We start from the raw sequence: 16753 nt of genomic DNA on the forward strand, positions 1-16753 counted from the left end.
GGCCGCGGCGGGGGTTATTCCTCGCCGAGCCGGCTCATCAGCCGTTTCATCTTCGATTCCGTATCGGACCCGACCGACGGCGTATACACGCTGCAGCGCAAATCAGTACGTCCCTGCACCTGCATGGACGTAAGGTCGAACAGCATTTTGCCCGCCTTCGCGTGACGAAATTCGATGAACACCTCCGGAGCGGAGCTGACGTCGTTAATGTCCCATAACCTGCGAAACTCCCCGTTCTGCCCGCTCAGCCTCTCGATAAAATCGGCATACCATTTGTCGCCTACGTATTGGCCGTAATAGTAGCGGAATATGGCCAGAAAACCCCGCACGAAATCGTCCCAGTTCACCGCCAGAGCGCGCAGCTCCTTGCGGGTGAACAGCAGCCAGATCAGGTTGCGTTCCCCGGGCGGCACCTGCTCGAAATCCATAAAGACGGCCGCGGCGGCCCGGTTCCAGCCGACGATGTTGCATTTGCGGTCAGAGACGATCGTAGGACAGTAGCGAAGCTGACCGACGATTTGGCTAAGCGCGGGCGGCAGTCCCGACTCGGGTTCGGGAGGGGGTGCCGCAGCCGGCTGCTCCAAGGCGAGCATATGCAAATATTTGCGTTCTTCCTCGTTGAATTGCAGGGCGAAAGCGATCCGGTCAAGCACTTGCGCGGACATTTTAATGTCTCGTCCCTGCTCGAGCCATGTGTACCAGGTCGTGCTGACGCCGGCGATCTGCGCCACTTCCTCCCGCCTAAGCCCCGGCGTTCTTCTCCGGCCTCCCGTAGGCAATCCGGCCGATTGCGGCTGAAGTCTGGCGCGGTGTGTCGTCAAAAATTCGGACAACGCCTGAAGTCTTTGGTCGCGGTTCATAGCTGTGCCTCCCGTGTATAGGTTATCCTAGCATTCATTATACTAGGATAACCTATAACTTGTAATAGGATAAATCCTGTGACATCCTATGGATAGAAGGCGTGCGGCAGCTCGTAGCTATGCCGTCCGGTCCTACTCAGGAAGGAATGAGTGCGAATGAACAACAATCGGGTAGTTATAACGGGAATGGGCGTCATCACACCGCTCGGACTTACGGTGGATTCGATGTGGTCGGCGATGCTGGCCGGCAAGTCGGCCATTTCCGCAATCGATACGTTTGACGTCTCTGTCTACAAGACGAGAATTGCCGGAGTCATCCGCGATTTTGATGCCGACGAAGCGATTGGCCGGAAGGAAGCGCGCCGGATGGACCGGTTCGTCCAATTCGCGGTAGCGGCCGCGAAGCAGGCGCTCGACGATTCGGCGATGCCGCTGGAGTCGGCCGACAAGGAAAGGATCGGGGTGTATATCGGCTCCGGAATCGGAGGAATCCGGACGATGCTGGACAATTACCGGACGCTGCTCGAGCGGGGGCCGGGAAGAGTGAGTCCGTCGGTCGTGCCGATGATGATTGCGAACATGGCGGCCGCGCAGGTCAGCATCCTGTACGGGCTGAAGGGACCGGTGCTGGCCCCGGTAACGGCATGCGCGACCGGCAATAACGCGATCGGCGAAGCGTTCCATCTCATTCGCCGCGGGGGAGCGGACGCCGTTATCGCCGGCGGATCGGAGGCGACGATCATTGATTTGGCGCTGGCCGGCTTCGGCAACGCGACGGCCATGTCGACGCGGAACGAAGAGCCGGAACGGGCCAGCCGGCCGTTCGACGCGGAGCGTGACGGGTTCGTAGCGTCTGAGGGGGCCGGCGTGCTCGTGCTGGAGTCGCTGGATCATGCGATACGGCGAGGTGCGCGAATTCACGCCGAGGTCGTCGGATACGGCTCCAGCTCCGACGCCTATCACGTCGTGGCGACCGATCCGGACGGCGACGGCGCTTTCCGGGCGATGCGGGAGACGCTTGCGGACGCGGAGTTGCGTCCGGAGGAAGTCGATGTGGTCAGCGCCCACGCGACGAGCACGCCGCTCGGGGACCTGTCCGAGACGAGAGCGATCAAGCGGCTGTTCGGCACCGAAGCCGGACGGATTCCGGTAACCGCGAACAAATCGATGCTCGGCCATATGCTCGGTGCGGCGGGAGGCGTCGAAGCGGTCGCATTGGTGAAAATGATTCAGGACGGAATCATTCCGCCGACTCTGAATCTGGATCGTCCGGACCCGGAATGCGATCTCGATTACGTGCCGAACCGGGCGAGGGCTTGCGAGGTTCGGGTCGGCCTGTCGAATTCGTTCGGCTTCGGCGGGCATAATGCGGTTATCGCGATCCGCAAATACGAGTTATAAGCAGGCAAGCTTTGCGTGTGACAGCCGATGCCGGAGCGGGCCGATTTGGGGGAGGGCCGAAACCTACGGCCGGGGTGTTCCAAGACGAACGCATTTTTGATAAAGTTGAGGTTCAGGCGATCGGGACGGCCCTGGCGATGCGCATCGTGGAGCAGCAGCCGGAGGTCGATCTGAAGTTTAAGCTGGACGGCGTTACGGTCCGCGCGAAGCTGGCTGACTATGGCGAATCCGTTCACGTGGCCGAGCTGAACGGCCGTTACGTGCTGCTGATCGAAGGCAGCACGTTCCAGTTTGAGAAAGGCTTCTCACCGGTCGAGCTGCTTCATCCCGAATCGTTCGAGGACGTCGCGCGCAAGCTGATCGACAAGTCGGTCCGCCCCGCGTCCCCGCTCCCGCCGGTGGGCGACGACGAAGTTCCTTGGTGAGCGGTTTTGATCTGTTTGGGGACAAATTCCTGCCTTTGCGCAGGAATTTGCTCGTCCAGCCGGTATTTCGATGTGGCTTCCTGCTTGTTGGCAGGCATTTGATTTTGAAGACCGCCAACTTTTTGCTTCTGCAGCGAGAAGAAGAAGGGGGTACCGTCTCCAGCCGATTACGGTGATCCGGAAGACATGCAAGAAGAACGGTATACCGACCTACCGCTCTTGTTGGATCGTCCGCAATTTTCGCTTCGTTTTCTCTACCGAACGCTTGACGGAAACGGCGACGAACGGGCAGATAGATTTATTGCAACAAGTGTATTGACGTTCCTTTCAGAAACGTATATGATAGCAAGTAGCAACGTATTATGGTATGACCATCGTACATATTATAATCGTTCAAAACTTTATCTCAGAGAAGTGGTCATACCATAGTATCAAAGTTCAACGAAGCCTTTCAGGGAAGTCTGGGCCAACGGCTCGGGCACACCCCAACGGACCGTCATCGATTCGCCTCACAACCTCCGCTTTTGGCATGAACCCGTAAACGCAGCTAGAGATCGGCATCATCGCTTTGGAACCGGCTTACTGTCGGGACCTTTACTACGCCTGCAACGCCGCTGGCAAGCTCTGCAAATGGGATGCTTATCCGCAGAAAGGCTATTTTTCAAGGAAATGATAACGCTTACATTTTGCGTAGTCTCGAGAGTTCGCAAGCCAATAAACGAACAACCGGCGAGAGCTCAAATAGGCCGTTCGGGAAAAGAGCGTTCCCCCCCAGAACAGCGGCAGAGAAATTATGGAGAGGAGGTGAACGAACCCCGGCTCAGGTCATACCGGAAGCAAACGCCTGAACCCGCTTGGGCGGCGATTCAGGGCTTGCGCGGATCAGAAGTTGCGTTCTCTTATTAGACTCAGGGGGTTTTACCGCAGTAACGGATGCCGACTCTTGCCGAGAAGGCCCCTTATGAACAGAAAGCATATTAATCATACCGGGAGGGTTTTCGTTTATGTTCAAGCAGCGTGTTATATCGGGTCTTGCAGCTATTGTTGCCGTTTCTTCGCTGGCAGCGTGCGGAGGGCAGAGTGCTCCGGCCAATCCGGGCAATTCCGGAGACGTCAAGGAAAATGTGCAGCCCAAGCCGAAGGAGCCTGTCGAAATCTCGATCTTCCATTACAACGGAACGTGGACGGAAGAACAGACGGCGAAAGTGTTTGCCGAACCGGTCACGAAAAAATATCCGCATATTAAGGTGAAAGCGATCGGTTACAAAAACGGGAAGCAGCTCGAGGAGATGGTGGTGAGCGGGACGCTGCCGGATCTGATAATGACAACCCCGGGTCCGGGCTTTGAAACGACGATCCGGAAATACGAATCGCAATTTGATTTGACTCCGCTCATCAAACAATACAATTACGACCTGAATCAATTGGACCCGGCCGCGCTCGGAGTTGTCCGCAGCCTGTCGACCAAAAACGAAATTTTCAGCCTTCCGATTTATATGGCGCCAAATGTGCTCTACTACAACAAAACGATTTTCGATAAATTCGGCGTCGCTTACCCGAAGGACGGGATGACATGGGACGACATGTACGAAATGTCCAAGAAGCTGACCCGCAACGATAACGGAGTCCAGTACCGCGGCTTTCTGGCTTCGTACGTCCATTTGATGAGATTGAATCAAGTTTCGCAGAAGCTGTTCGACAACACGGGAGAAAAGGTTGCCTTTGATACGAGCGAATTTAAAAATTACCTGAAAGACATTTTCCGGATCTTCGAGCTCCCCGGCTACGGAAACGATCAGAAAGTGCATGATACCAGCGTGCAGCTGTTCCTCAAAGAGCAAACCGTCGCGATGCTTGAGCCAGGCGGTACGCTGCTTGGCGAAGAAACGCTTGCGGGACTCGGCAACAACTGGGATTTTACATCGTTCCCGTCGATGAAAGAGAGGCCCGGCGTCGGCTCCCAGCCCTATCCGTTCATCATCTCGATGTTTAATACGAGCAAGCATAAGGAGGCGGCCTTCGAGGCGATGGCTTATCTGACCTCGGCGGAATTCCAGACGGCGGCCGCGAAGCAAGGGAGCTTGCTGCCGGTCCTTAGTGACAAATCAAGCGTGAAGCTGTTCGGACAGGATTCGGCGTTTTACAAAGGCAAAAATGTCGGCGCTCTACTGCCGAAACAATTTTCGCCGGTACCGGCGGAGCCGTTCTCGGAATATACGGCCAGCGCCCAGAACGAGCTGTACAACATATTCAGGAAAGTCGTATCGGGCACAGCGGATATCAATACAGCATTCCGCGAAGGAACCGAAGCGGCCAACAAAAAGATCGAAGAGCTGAAAGCGGCGAAAAAATAAGCCAGGACAATAAAACGGAAGAGGGGACTCGAGGACAGGGGCTTATGTACAGTCGCCTGTCCTTTCTTCTGTATCGATGCCGGATCTTAAAATTAGGAATCGAGGTGCCCGCATGTTCTATACCCATTGGCGCAAAACGATCAGCCTGCTGATCATCGTCTTCCTCCTCACGGAGATGCTGCCTGTCGTCACATCTGGCGGAAACGGAAACACCGCGGCGGCCGCGCCGCCCGAAGGAAGCGAATTACGATTCGCCGACGACGGCTCCAGCCTGCAGGCTGCGGGATGGAGCCGAAGAATTCCGCCGGAAGCGGGCATATACATCATCGACTCTTCCCATTCGCTGGGCAATCCGAACCAAACCCCGACGAAGCCGGTACAGCCGGGGCAATACCTCCTGTACGGCGATCAGACGGCTAGCGCTGCATCGCGTTACACCACGATATCCAAAAAGATGCCGATCGGTCCGGGCGCATGGATGCTGGAGTTCTCGGCCAAATTCGTCGATCTGATGAAGCCGGGCCAATTCCCCGTCTACCGCGGGATCAGCTTTGAGATTTTCGCAGCCGGCAAAGAGTACAAAATTACGTTTAACGATACGAATAAAATTCTCGCGATGACGAATGCGTCGGGTGCGTATCTCCAGCAGGAAGCGGAGATGCCGGAAGACGACGCCTTTCATCTGTGGGAGATCGCTTACGACGGCAACTACACGGTGACGGTAAAGCTGGACGGCCAGCAGGTCGCAAGCTTCGCCAATATCGGGTTCCCCGTATCGGGGCGTGAGGACGAGCTCGTTTTATTAAACGTTCCGCTGAACTGGTTATCCGGTACGAACGAGGTGTACATCGATTCCTTGAATATGTATTCGCGCGGACAATCGGTCCCGACCGACCTGTTACTCAACGACGACGCATCGTCGCTGGGCACCGCCGGCTGGTCCAGATCGCTCGCACCACTCCAAGGATTGTACATAACCGATGGCGGTAACTCGCTGGGCAACCCGAACGGCATCCAAATGAAAGCGGTTCCCGAAGGCCAGTATTTGTTTTACGGGGATCAGCAAGCGAGCGCCCAAGGGAAATACGTACGATTGCTGAAAACCGTGCCGATCGGCCCCGGACCGTGGACGCTGGAGTTTTCCGCCCGGTTCGTCGATCTGATGAAGCCTTCCGCCAACGATGCGGACCGAGGAATCTATTTTGACATTTATGCCGCCGAGAAAAGATACAAGATTACGTTTAACGATACGGATAAAATTATGGCCAGCGCTTCGACCCGGAAACAGGTGCAGATGCCGCAGGACGATGCGCTTCACAAATGGGAAATCGTATTCAACGGTTCCGATACGGTATTTGTCAAGCTGGACGGAACCGTGGTCGCGACCTTCGTGCAGCCTGCGACGTCCGCAGCGGGCATCTCCGACCGGGTTCAGATCGCGAACGTGCCGCTTAACTGGGTGTCGGGGACGAACGAAATGTATCTCGACTATGTGAAGCTGTATAAGATGGCGATCGGCGACCCCGATCTGCTGATCGAGGACGATGCGTCCGGATTCCAGGCGGCCGGCTGGACGGCCGATCCTCCCGCTGCCGGAGCGTATTTTACCGATCATGGACAAACGAACGGCTCGGTCGAAGGAATGGAAACCGTAGAAGAAGGACGGTATTTATCTTATGCCGATTCGTCCGCAGCAGGCGAAGCCCGGCTGTCGCAGGAAGCCGATATCGGGGCGGGGCCGTGGGCGCTCGAATTCGACGCGAGGATCGCTTCGCTCGTGCAGCCGGAACCATCGTCCGCCGAACCGGGATTTCACGCTGAAATCGTTGCGGGCGGAAAGTTATACAAGCTCGTATTCAACGGCGGCAGCAATTTGTACGTAGGCAAAGGGGACGGGGAGTACGATCGGATTCAGACGGCTCTCCTATCCGATACGTATTATGACAACTGGGGGATCGCCTACGATTTGCACGGCCGATTATTCGTGACGCGCAACGGAAGCAAGCTCGGCGTCTGGACCGGAGCAGGCGTGCCGGCGCAAGGGCCGGATGGAGTCACATTCGTCAATCGGGCGTCGGGAGCAGCCGGGGAGACTGCGGTGTATCTCGACCGGATCAAGCTGAGCAAAAACAGGCAACCGGAATGGAGCGAGTTTCAGCCGCTTATCGCAGGCGTAACGGTGCTGCCGACGTCGGATTCGGCGGAAATATCGGCTTCTGTCTCGATCTTCGACGCCGATCCGTTATGGTTTTCTACGAACAGGCTGACGGTTGAGGCCGAGCTGGTGCAGGACGGACAGGTCGTGATGCAGGCCGTGCAAGCTGTAAACGACCATACGGTGCCGCTTACGCTCGCCGCCGGCGGGCAGACCGGCTGGATGGATTTGAAGCTGAAATTAAAGGACGGCAACCAGGTAAAGAGTGAAGCTGTGCAAAAGCTGGACGTTTATCCGTCCGTCTCGCTGCTGATGCCAGGCGAAGAGGCGGAGGCGGAGCCCGGCGAGGTGTATGTATACACGGATATGGACCAAGCCGAGGACGCTGCCGGCAAGCTGCCGTGGCAGGCCGGCTGGAAGCTGGCGAGTTACCAGTACGAGGGGCTCCCCGGCGGCGGTCTGGCGATCGAGAGCACGGGCGAGGCCGGGACGCTGGGGCTGCCGGTGGGACTGGACGGCTGGTACGGCGTATATGTCGGTTATGTGACCGGAACGGAAGGGTTCGCCGTGTCGGACGGCACCGTCTCCCGGGCGATCGTTCTGGACGGCGTAACGACGGCAGAGCCCTACGGCAGCAAGGCGGTAACGGAGCTGTTCGCGCTTGCCTCGAACTTCAGCGGCGGTACGGTGTCGTTGTCTCCGATATCCGGCAAGCAGGCGAGAATTGCGTATGTGAAGCTGAAGGCGCTCACTCCGGAGGAGATCGCGCTGTATACGAAGCCCGACGAAGGAACGGCGGGCAAACGGGTCATTTATAACAACGACGGCTACAGCGACTACTTTTCCGGCCAGTACGATACGGAGCAGAGCTTGCTGAACAATGCGGTCAATTTTTTCGAGGATCAGGACGTGAACTCCCTCTATTGGACGCTTGGCACGACGATGCTGATTTTGCGGGACAGCGAAGCGGCGGGCCGCCCGTATGCGAATCTGACTCCGCAGCAAGAGCAGACATTGATGCGCGACGGGGATAAGCGGGTCCGGGACGTCGTGCTCGGTTACATCGACGCGGGAAAAGATCCGCTAGCGATCGTGGCGAACCGGGCGGATGAACTCGGTATGGACGCGTTCGCTTCCTTGCGGATGAGCGCTTTTTACAACCAGAATTCGTATCCATGGCTGAACGGGGCGCGGTACGACGAATTTGCCGGGAAAGGATATTTGCAGCGGAAAAGCGACGGAACTTCGGATATCCGGATGAGCTATGCGTACCCGGAGTTCAGGCAGTTCGTGATCGACGTGCTGAAGGAATCCGCTTCAGTAACCGGCGGGGACGGCCGGAAGCTGGTGAAGGGCGTTGAGCTCGATTACAGCCGATATCCTTACGTGCTTGGCTTTGATCCCGTTCTGACCGATCCTTACTTCCAGCAATATGGCGTAAAACCTCAAGACGAGACGACGCCGGCCGGCCAGACCCGATGGAACCAGTTCAAGGCGGACGTGATGACCGGCTTTATGCGCGATGTGCGCCAGCAGCTGGCGGGCAGCCAAATATCGGTACGCATCCCTTATGACGTCTATTTCCAGAACGGTCTGGACATCGAGGCTTGGGTTCAGGAAGATTTGATCGATCGTCTTGTCGTCAGCAATATCGGCCACGAGAACTTTTTTCCGGAGCTGGAGGCGTTCAGGCAGCTGACCGAGGGAACGGGGATCGAGCTGTACGGCAACATTAACGGAACGCTCTCCGGAAGCGATCTGACCCGGCAGCAGGAAGAGCTGATCAAGCGCGGCATCCGGGTCGCGACCGGTCACGAGCAGGTGAGCAAGCAGCAGTATATGGAGCGGGCGCACCAATTATACGAGGCGGGTTACGACGGCGTGTATATATTCAACAATTGGAAAGGACGGGCGGCCGGCGGCCAATCGATACGGGGCGAGCTTGGGGACAAAGTGAAGGTGGAGAAATGGCATCAGCTCGCTTATCCCGCCGAGTGGGTGCAAAACCTCGTCACCGTGATGCCTACGGAGCCGCAAGACCGTAACTCTCCGGAAATAACGGTTTCGCTGACAACGGGCGACGGCCGTCCCTACGCAAACGATACGTGGACGAACCAAAGCGTCACCGCCCATGTGTATGCACAGGATGAGCTTAGCGGACTCGCTTCTCTGGAAGTTTCGCGGGACGGCGGCGTTACATGGAGCGTATACGGCGAGCCGGTCCGCTTCGATCCGAACGGGATTTTCGAGCTGGCCGTACGGGCGGTCGACGAAGCCGGGAATGTAGCGCTGGAGCGGCGGACGATCAAAATTTCCACGAACGGACTGGCGGTGCACGCGCTGCTCCGGCAAGCCGACGGCACGCCGTACAACAGCGGCGAATGGACCCGTCAAAGCGTAACGGCAGCCGTGTATGCGGAGCATCAGCAAGGACTGCGGGTAACGTCCGTCACTTATTCGCTCGATCAAGGGTTGTCGTGGCAGCCTTATATCGCTTCCAGCCCGCCGGTGTTCCATGAAGACGGGATTCATTCGATCCGGTTCCGGGCCGAGGACGAGGCGGGGAACGGGCTCGTGAACGAGCTGATCATCCGGATCGACCGTACGGCGCCGTCCGTCGAGCTGACCCCGAACGGCAGCGAGCTGTCCACCCGTCTTGCTTCCATAAAAGTGAATGTGACCGATCCGGGCAGCGGGGTGATGCCATCAAGCCTGTCTTACGCCTGGACACGGGACGAGAACGCTCCGGCTGCCGGGTGGAAGAAAGTGAACAACGGCAGGACGATTCGCAAGCTGTTACGGTCGGGCGACTGGTATCTTCATATCCGGGCAACCGACAAGCTGGGCAATCAGGCGGAGGTGCGCTCCAACCGGTTTCGTTTCTCCGAGCCTGTAAGCAGCAACGCGAATTTAAGCGGGATTCGGATTCTGGATAAAAAGGTGGCCGGGTTCAAACCGCAGGACACGAACTATACCGTCCACGTCGGGCGGCAGGTCCAGCACATTACCGTAACGCCTGCGGCGCAATCCGGCGAAGTGGTGATCCGCGTGAAGGTCAACGACGGCGGCTACGCGGTCGTCCCGAACGGAACCGCGAGTATGCCCGCTGCGTTGAAGACCGGGGCGAATCAAGTCACGATTCAGGTTACGGCCGAGGACGGCACGACCCGTAAGACGTACTCCGTGAAAGTGGTTAAAGCGGGGCCTTACAGGCGGTAAGTACAAGTTGGGCGGAGCCTAAGACCAGAAAAGGGGCGAATCCGGTAGTCCGGATAGCTCGAATAGCTCGAATAGCCGGATTGCTCGGAATGCTCAGATAGTTCGGATAGCTCGGATAGTTCGAATAGTTCGGATAGATCAAATAGCTCGGATTGCTTGACTTCGCTCGCGATTGCTTTTATAATATTTGAAAGTTCCATATCGATTACAGGCATGGAAGAGGAGCAGTAGTTTGATTCTCATTTTGCGCAGAGAGCCGGTGCTAGAGGTGCAAGCCGGCAAATGGGATGAACGAACTCGCCTCGGAGCCGACGGCATAACCCGGATCGCGCAGTTCCCCGTAACAAGGGTGCGGCGGGAAGGAAAGCCGGAACGTATCCCCGCGTTAAGGGGGAGAGTGGGCAACTGCCGAAGTACGGCAGAGGTCAACTAGGGTGGTACCACGGGAATTACAACCTCTCGTCCCTAGCGATAACGCTAGTGACGGGAGGTTTTTTGGTTTGTTTAAGCCGGAGCAGCGGCAGGTAGGGCATACGCGGGAAATAAGAGCGTTATGTACTTCATTTCCGGGGGAGTTCCAAACTTGGTCTGCGTTTCCAAACAATTCATAACCGCCGCAAGCCGAGAAACGGAGCGGAACCACCCTGCGCCGCCTGCATAACCGGGCCGGAAACGGTCACAATGAAGCATCTCAAGGAGGAAGCGCTGATGACGCAAATCAACGAAACGTCCAACCAAACGCCAACCGGAACGCAAGGCTACAACCCGCTTGCGGTCGAACCGAAATGGCAGCAGTACTGGGATCGCAACAAAACGTTCAAGGTGCTCGAAAATACGCAAAAGCCGAAGTTTTACGCGCTCGACATGTTCCCTTACCCGTCCGGGGCCGGGCTGCACGTCGGTCATCCGGAAGGGTATACGGCGACGGATATCGTCTCCCGCTACAAGCGGATGAGAGGGTACAACGTGCTCCATCCGATGGGCTGGGACGCGTTCGGTCTTCCTGCCGAGCAGCATGCACTCGATACGGGCAAACACCCGCGCGACATTACGTTCGTTAATATCGACAACTTCCGCCGGCAGATTAAGTCGCTCGGCTTCTCGTACGACTGGGACCGCGAGCTCAGCACGACCGATCCGGATTATTACAAATGGACGCAGTGGATTTTCATACAATTGTACAAAAAAGGGCTTGCCTATGTAGCGGAAGTGCCGGTGAACTGGTGTCCGGCGCTCGGTACGGTGCTGGCGAACGAGGAAGTCATCGACGGGCTCAGCGAACGCGGCAACCATCCGGTCATCCGCAAGCCGATGCGCCAATGGGTGCTCAAAATTACCGAATACGCCGAACGGCTGCTCGAGGATCTCGAAGAGCTCGACTGGTCGGAAAGCATCAAGGATATGCAGCGCAACTGGATCGGCAAGTCGACCGGAGCCGAGGTAGTTTTCGAGATCGACGGTCATGCGGGCCGCAGCCTGACGGTGTTCACGACGCGTCCGGATACGCTGTTCGGAGCCACCTACTGTGTGCTTGCTCCTGAGCATGAGCTGGTCGCTGCGATTATGACTGCGGATCAGTCTGCGGCGGTCAAAGCTTACCAGGACAAAGCGGCGACGAAGAGTGATCTGGAGCGCACCGATCTGGCGAAGGAAAAAACCGGCGTCTTCACGGGCGCGTATGCGATCAATCCGGTGAACGGAGCCAAGGTGCCGGTTTGGATCGCCGATTATGTGCTCGGCGGCTACGGTACCGGTGCGATTATGGCCGTTCCGGGACATGACCAGCGCGACTGGGAGTTTGCCAAGCAGTACGGGCTGCCGGTCATCGAGGTCGTGCAGGGCGGCGACGTATCGAAGGAAGCGTTCGCCGGCGACGGCGCGCATGTGAACTCCGGTCTGCTCGACGGCCTGGACAACGAGCAGGCGATCGCCAAGATGATCGGATGGCTGGAGGCCGAAGGCAAAGGACAAGGCAAAGTGACGTACCGTCTGCGCGACTGGCTGTTCAGCCGCCAGCGTTACTGGGGCGAGCCGATCCCGATTCTGCATCTGGAAGACGGCACGATGAAGCCGGTGCCGGAAGATCAATTGCCGCTGCTGCTGCCGGAAGTGGATGAGATCCGTCCGTCCGGTACAGGAGAATCGCCGCTGGCGAACGTCACCGATTGGGTGAACACGATCGATCCGGAGACGGGCAAACCGGCGAAGCGCGAGACGAACACGATGCCGCAATGGGCGGGAAGCTGCTGGTATTATTTGCGGTTTATCGACCCGCACAACAGCGAGCAGTTGTGTTCGCCGGATAAGCAGAAGGAATGGCTGCCGGTCGATCTGTATATCGGCGGTGCGGAGCACGCGGTGCTTCATCTGCTGTACGCCCGCTTCTGGCATAAAGTATTGTACGACCTGGGCGTCGTCGCGACGAAGGAGCCGTTCTACAAGCTCGTCAACCAGGGGATGATCCTCGGCGAGAATATGGAGAAAATGAGCAAGTCGCGCGGCAACGTCGTTAATCCGGACGATATCGTCGGCCAATACGGCGCGGATACGCTCCGTCTGTATGAGATGTTCATGGGACCCCTGGAAGCAACGAAGCCTTGGAACACGAACGGGGTGGAAGGCGCGTACCGGTTCCTGAACCGGATCTGGCGTTTGTTCGTAAACGAGGACGGCAGCCTGAATTCGAAAATCGGCGGTGCGGGAAGCGAGGCGTTCAACCGCACGTGGCACCGGACGATCAAGAAAGTAACTGAGGATTACGATGCGCTGCGCTTCAACACCGCGATCAGCCAGTTGATGATCTTCGTCAACGAAGCGTACAAGGCGGAGTCGCTGCCGGCGGAAGCGATGAACCATTTCGTGCAGATGCTGTCGCCGATCGCGCCGCATCTTGCGGAAGAGCTGTGGGAGCGTCTCGGTCATAACGAATCGATTACGTACGCCGAGTGGCCGGCTTACGACGAAGCGCTGACGGTCGACGACGAGGTCGAAATCGTCGTTCAAGTCAACGGCAAGATCGCCGACCGCGTCAAAATCGCGAGCGGGATCGACGAGGCGGCGATGCAGGAAATCGCATTTGGCCTTGATAAAGTAAAAGAAGCGACAAACGGCAAAACGGTACGCAAAGTAATTGCCGTGAAAGGCAAGCTCGTCAACATCGTTGTCGGCTAACCTCATAGCATAGGGACGGGATCGTGAAACGAACGGCCGGCCTTCGCCAGGGAACAAGCAGTTCCGTCAGGCGTTGGGCCGGCCGTTTAGTCTATGATGCTGCCGAAGAATAGTTGATCGATCTTCTCGACGTCTTCGTCGTATTTGGCATGGGTCGCTTGCAGCAGTCTGACGAAAGTCTTCTCCAGCTCCCGTTCCATCAGCTCGAGTCCCGCTTCGATGATGCCGCCGGGAACCGCTACCCGCTGCCTGAGCGATTCCGGCGTATAGCCGCCCTCGTTCAGCAGCTTGCCGGTGCCGAGCAGCGTCTCGGAGGCGAGCCGGGTCGCTTCTTCCCGGGGCATGCCGGCCACCTGGACCGCGGCGTCGATCAGCTTTTGCACGAAATAGGCGAGAAAGGCCGGTCCGCAGCTGGAAATGTCCGAGGTGACGCGGGTATACGATTCGGCTACACGAATCGGCTTGCTGATCGGGCTGAGCAGCCTTTCGAGTGAGGCGCGGTCTTCTCCGTTCATCCGTTCCCCGTATATGCATAAAGCCGCTCCGCTTTGCACTTCATTCGTGATGCTGGGTATCACTTTGGCGACTTTGCAGGGCAGAGCGGATTCCAGATGCTTGAGCAGCACAGGGCTGGTGATGGAGATTACGATCTGGTCAGCCGTTATATAGGGTTTGATTTCGTCGATAACCGATTTGAAGGAGAGCGGCCTGACGCAGAGAAATACGAGATCGCAAGCTGCGGCGACCTCGCCGTTCGATCCGGCGGCCGTCAGTCCGGGGTAACGCGCGGCCAGCCGCACCGCTTTCTCGTGCGATCGGTTTGCCGCAACGACGGCAGACGGCCGGATCGCCCCGGATCGGATAAACGATTCGATTAGAACGGTTCCCATGCTGCCCGTTCCGATAAAACCAACCTTCATGGCGATATCCCTCCCGGAGAAGTAGACATTTCGGGTAAAAAGGCACGTTTCCACAATGAAAACCGGGTTTCGGCATTTCTGCTAAAGAAGGCGGCCCGGCATACAGACATCTATACTATTTTTCTATGTGTATGCGCGAGGTGTTGGCATTATGCGTCTCGTTCGGGACGATTTCGAATCCGTTTGAGATCGGAGAGGAGCTGTTGCATGAACAAGCGTGCGACAAACAGAAACCAGTCGTTTTACGCCGTTGCGGCGGTATGGTCGATCCTGGCGCTGCTGCTGTGGACTGCGGATACGGTCGCGCAAGGACGCGGAATGCATGGAGCGGGCTGGACCGTACGCGGCGCGGAGCTGCTCGCTTTGTTTGCCGCGGTAGACGGAGAGCGGCAGCCCGCCGGAACGGCTCCGGAGCCGGGGGGAGGAAAGGCGCAGGCAGACGGAAGCGGCTCTGCGGCCGGGCACTCAGGTACAGGCACTCTCGGCGGCCCCGCAGCTTCGGGCGGCGGAGCCGATACAGGCAGAGGCGGCGGGACTGAACCTGCGACGCCGACGGTTTCCGTAACCACGTCCCCCGAGGGTACGATCGACATCAACCGGGCGTCGGCCGCCGAGCTGCAGCAGCTGCCCGGAATCGGTCCGTCCAAGGCGAAGGCGATCATCGACTACCGAACGGCCGGCGGCGGGTTCAAATCCCTGGAAGAACTGATGAAAGTAAAAGGAATCGGCGAGAAAACGTTCGAACAGTTAAAACCTCGTATTCATATAGGTAATTAATCCTGCATGTCCTTTCCATTTGACCAAAAATATGAGACAATATGGACGTTTACTATTAGTGCGAGTTCAAAAAGTCCTGTCGGGCAGGCTTCCTGATCGGCTTCGTGATCAAAAGTGGACTTTTTGAACAACCTCTACTACCGGAAATCTAAAGGAGGAACCGTTTTCCCATGACTGAACAACGCAAGCTTGCTCTGGAAACGCTGGCCGTCCATGCCGGCCAGGAAATCGATCCGACGACACTATCCCGCGCGGTTCCGATTTATCAGACAACCTCGTACGGCTTCCGTGACACCGATCACGCGGCCAACCTGTTTGCCCTTAAAGAGTTCGGCAACATCTACACCCGTCTGATGAATCCGACTTCGGACGTATTCGAGAAGCGGATCGCAGCCTTGGAAGGCGGAGTCGGCGCCTTGTCGACTTCTTCCGGACAAGCCGCTATCACGTATGCGATTATCAACATCGCCGGAGCGGGCGACGAGATCGTCTCCGCCAGCAGCCTGTACGGCGGCACGTACAACCTGTTCGCGATCACCTTGCCTAAGCTCGGCATTAACGTAAAATTCGTCGATCCGAGCGATCCGGAAAACTTCCGCAAGGCGATTACGCCGAAGACAAAAGCGGTTTTTGCCGAATCGATCGGCAATCCGAAGGGCGACATTCTCGACATCGAAGCAGTCGCTAAAGTGGCTCACGAAAACGGCATTCCTCTTATCATAGACAATACGTTCCCGAGCCCGTACCTGCTTCGCCCGATCGAGCACGGAGCGGATATCGTCGTTCACTCGGCGACGAAGTTTATCGGCGGACACGGCACTTCGATCGGCGGCGTTATCGTCGACGGCGGCAATTTCAACTGGAAGGAAAGCGGCAAGTTCCCGGGCCTCACCGAGCCGGATCCAAGCTACAATGGCGTTGTATATTGGGATGCGGTAGGACCGATTTCTTACATCATTAAGGCGCGCGTACAGCTGGCACGGGATATCGGTGCGACGATCTCGCCATTCAACTCGTTCCTGCTCCTGCAAGGGCTGGAGACGCTTCACCTGCGGATGGAGCGCCACAGCTCGAATGCGCTTGCCGTCGCTAAATTCCTGGAGAAGCATCCGGCTGTCGACTGGGTCAGCTATACGGGCCTCGAGAGCCATCCGTCGTACGGCTTAGTATCCAAATATTTGCCGAAAGGCCAAGGCGCGATCCTGACGTTCGGCATCAAGGGCGGCGTGGAAGCCGGACAGAAAGTGATCAACAACGTCAAGCTGTTCTCGCACCTGGCCAACGTCGGCGATTCCAAGTCGCTGATCATCCATCCGGCGAGCACGACGCACAGCCAGCTGGAAGGCGAAAAGCTGCTATCTACGGGTGTAACGCCGGGTATGATTCGTCTGTCTATCGGTACAGAAAATATCGACGATATTTTGTACGATCTGGATCAGGCGATTCGCGCCAGCCAAGCCTGATCGGAGGC

General features: G+C 57.4%; 9 protein-coding genes and 1 other annotated feature. Of the genes, 7 read left to right on the forward strand and 2 right to left on the reverse strand.

Going from position 1 to position 16753, the window contains the following annotated elements; genetic code table 11:
- Positions 1–14: 14 nt before the first annotated feature.
- Complete coding sequence (locus PV433_RS21975) at positions 15–860, reverse strand: helix-turn-helix transcriptional regulator (RefSeq protein ID WP_332074191.1); 846 nt, start codon at positions 858–860, stop codon at positions 15–17.
- 156 nt (positions 861–1016) lie between these two features.
- On the opposite strand from PV433_RS21975, the gene fabF reads away from it, so the two are divergent.
- The 5 genes from fabF (at position 1017) to leuS (ending at position 13585) form a co-directional block, all read left to right on the forward strand.
- Positions 1017–2261, forward strand: coding sequence for a beta-ketoacyl-ACP synthase II (fabF, locus tag PV433_RS21980; protein WP_332074192.1), 1245 nt, complete (start codon positions 1017–1019; stop codon positions 2259–2261).
- A 17-nt stretch (positions 2262–2278) separates the two neighbouring features.
- Entirely contained in the window at positions 2279–2686 is a 408-nt protein-coding gene (locus PV433_RS21985; RefSeq protein WP_332074355.1) for a DUF3898 domain-containing protein, read from the forward strand.
- Positions 2687–3690: 1004 nt separating this feature from the next.
- A complete protein-coding gene (locus tag PV433_RS21990) occupies positions 3691–5040 on the forward strand; it encodes an ABC transporter substrate-binding protein (protein WP_332074193.1) in 1350 nt (449 codons plus the stop codon).
- Positions 5041–5152: 112 nt separating this feature from the next.
- Entirely contained in the window at positions 5153–10414 is a 5262-nt protein-coding gene (locus PV433_RS21995; RefSeq protein WP_332074194.1) for an OmpL47-type beta-barrel domain-containing protein, read from the forward strand.
- A gap of 205 nt (positions 10415–10619) precedes the next feature.
- Positions 10620–10884: a binding site (T-box leader), on the forward strand.
- A 238-nt stretch (positions 10885–11122) separates the two neighbouring features.
- Positions 11123–13585: a leucine--tRNA ligase gene (gene leuS / locus PV433_RS22000; protein ID WP_332074195.1), complete on the forward strand. Its 2463-nt coding sequence runs from the start codon at positions 11123–11125 to the stop codon at positions 13583–13585.
- 86 nt (positions 13586–13671) lie between these two features.
- Here leuS and comER read toward each other — a convergent pair whose 3' ends face one another.
- Entirely contained in the window at positions 13672–14505 is an 834-nt protein-coding gene (comER, locus tag PV433_RS22005) for a late competence protein ComER (protein ID WP_332074196.1), read from the reverse strand.
- Between the two features lie 207 nt (positions 14506–14712).
- On the opposite strand from comER, the gene PV433_RS22010 reads away from it, so the two are divergent.
- Positions 14713–15282 carry a ComEA family DNA-binding protein gene (locus PV433_RS22010; RefSeq protein WP_332074197.1) on the forward strand — a complete coding sequence of 190 codons (570 nt, stop codon included), beginning with the start codon at positions 14713–14715 and terminating at the stop codon, positions 15280–15282.
- A gap of 170 nt (positions 15283–15452) precedes the next feature.
- Positions 15453–16745 (forward strand): homocysteine synthase, encoded by a 1293-nt coding sequence (locus tag PV433_RS22015; RefSeq protein ID WP_332074198.1) that lies wholly within the window; start codon positions 15453–15455, stop codon positions 16743–16745.
- Positions 16746–16753: the final 8 nt, after the last annotated feature.

Origin of the sequence: Paenibacillus sp. GYB004 (assembly GCF_036577605.1) — a bacterium.
Lineage (GTDB): Bacteria > Bacillota > Bacilli > Paenibacillales > NBRC-103111 > Paenibacillus_AB > Paenibacillus_AB oceani.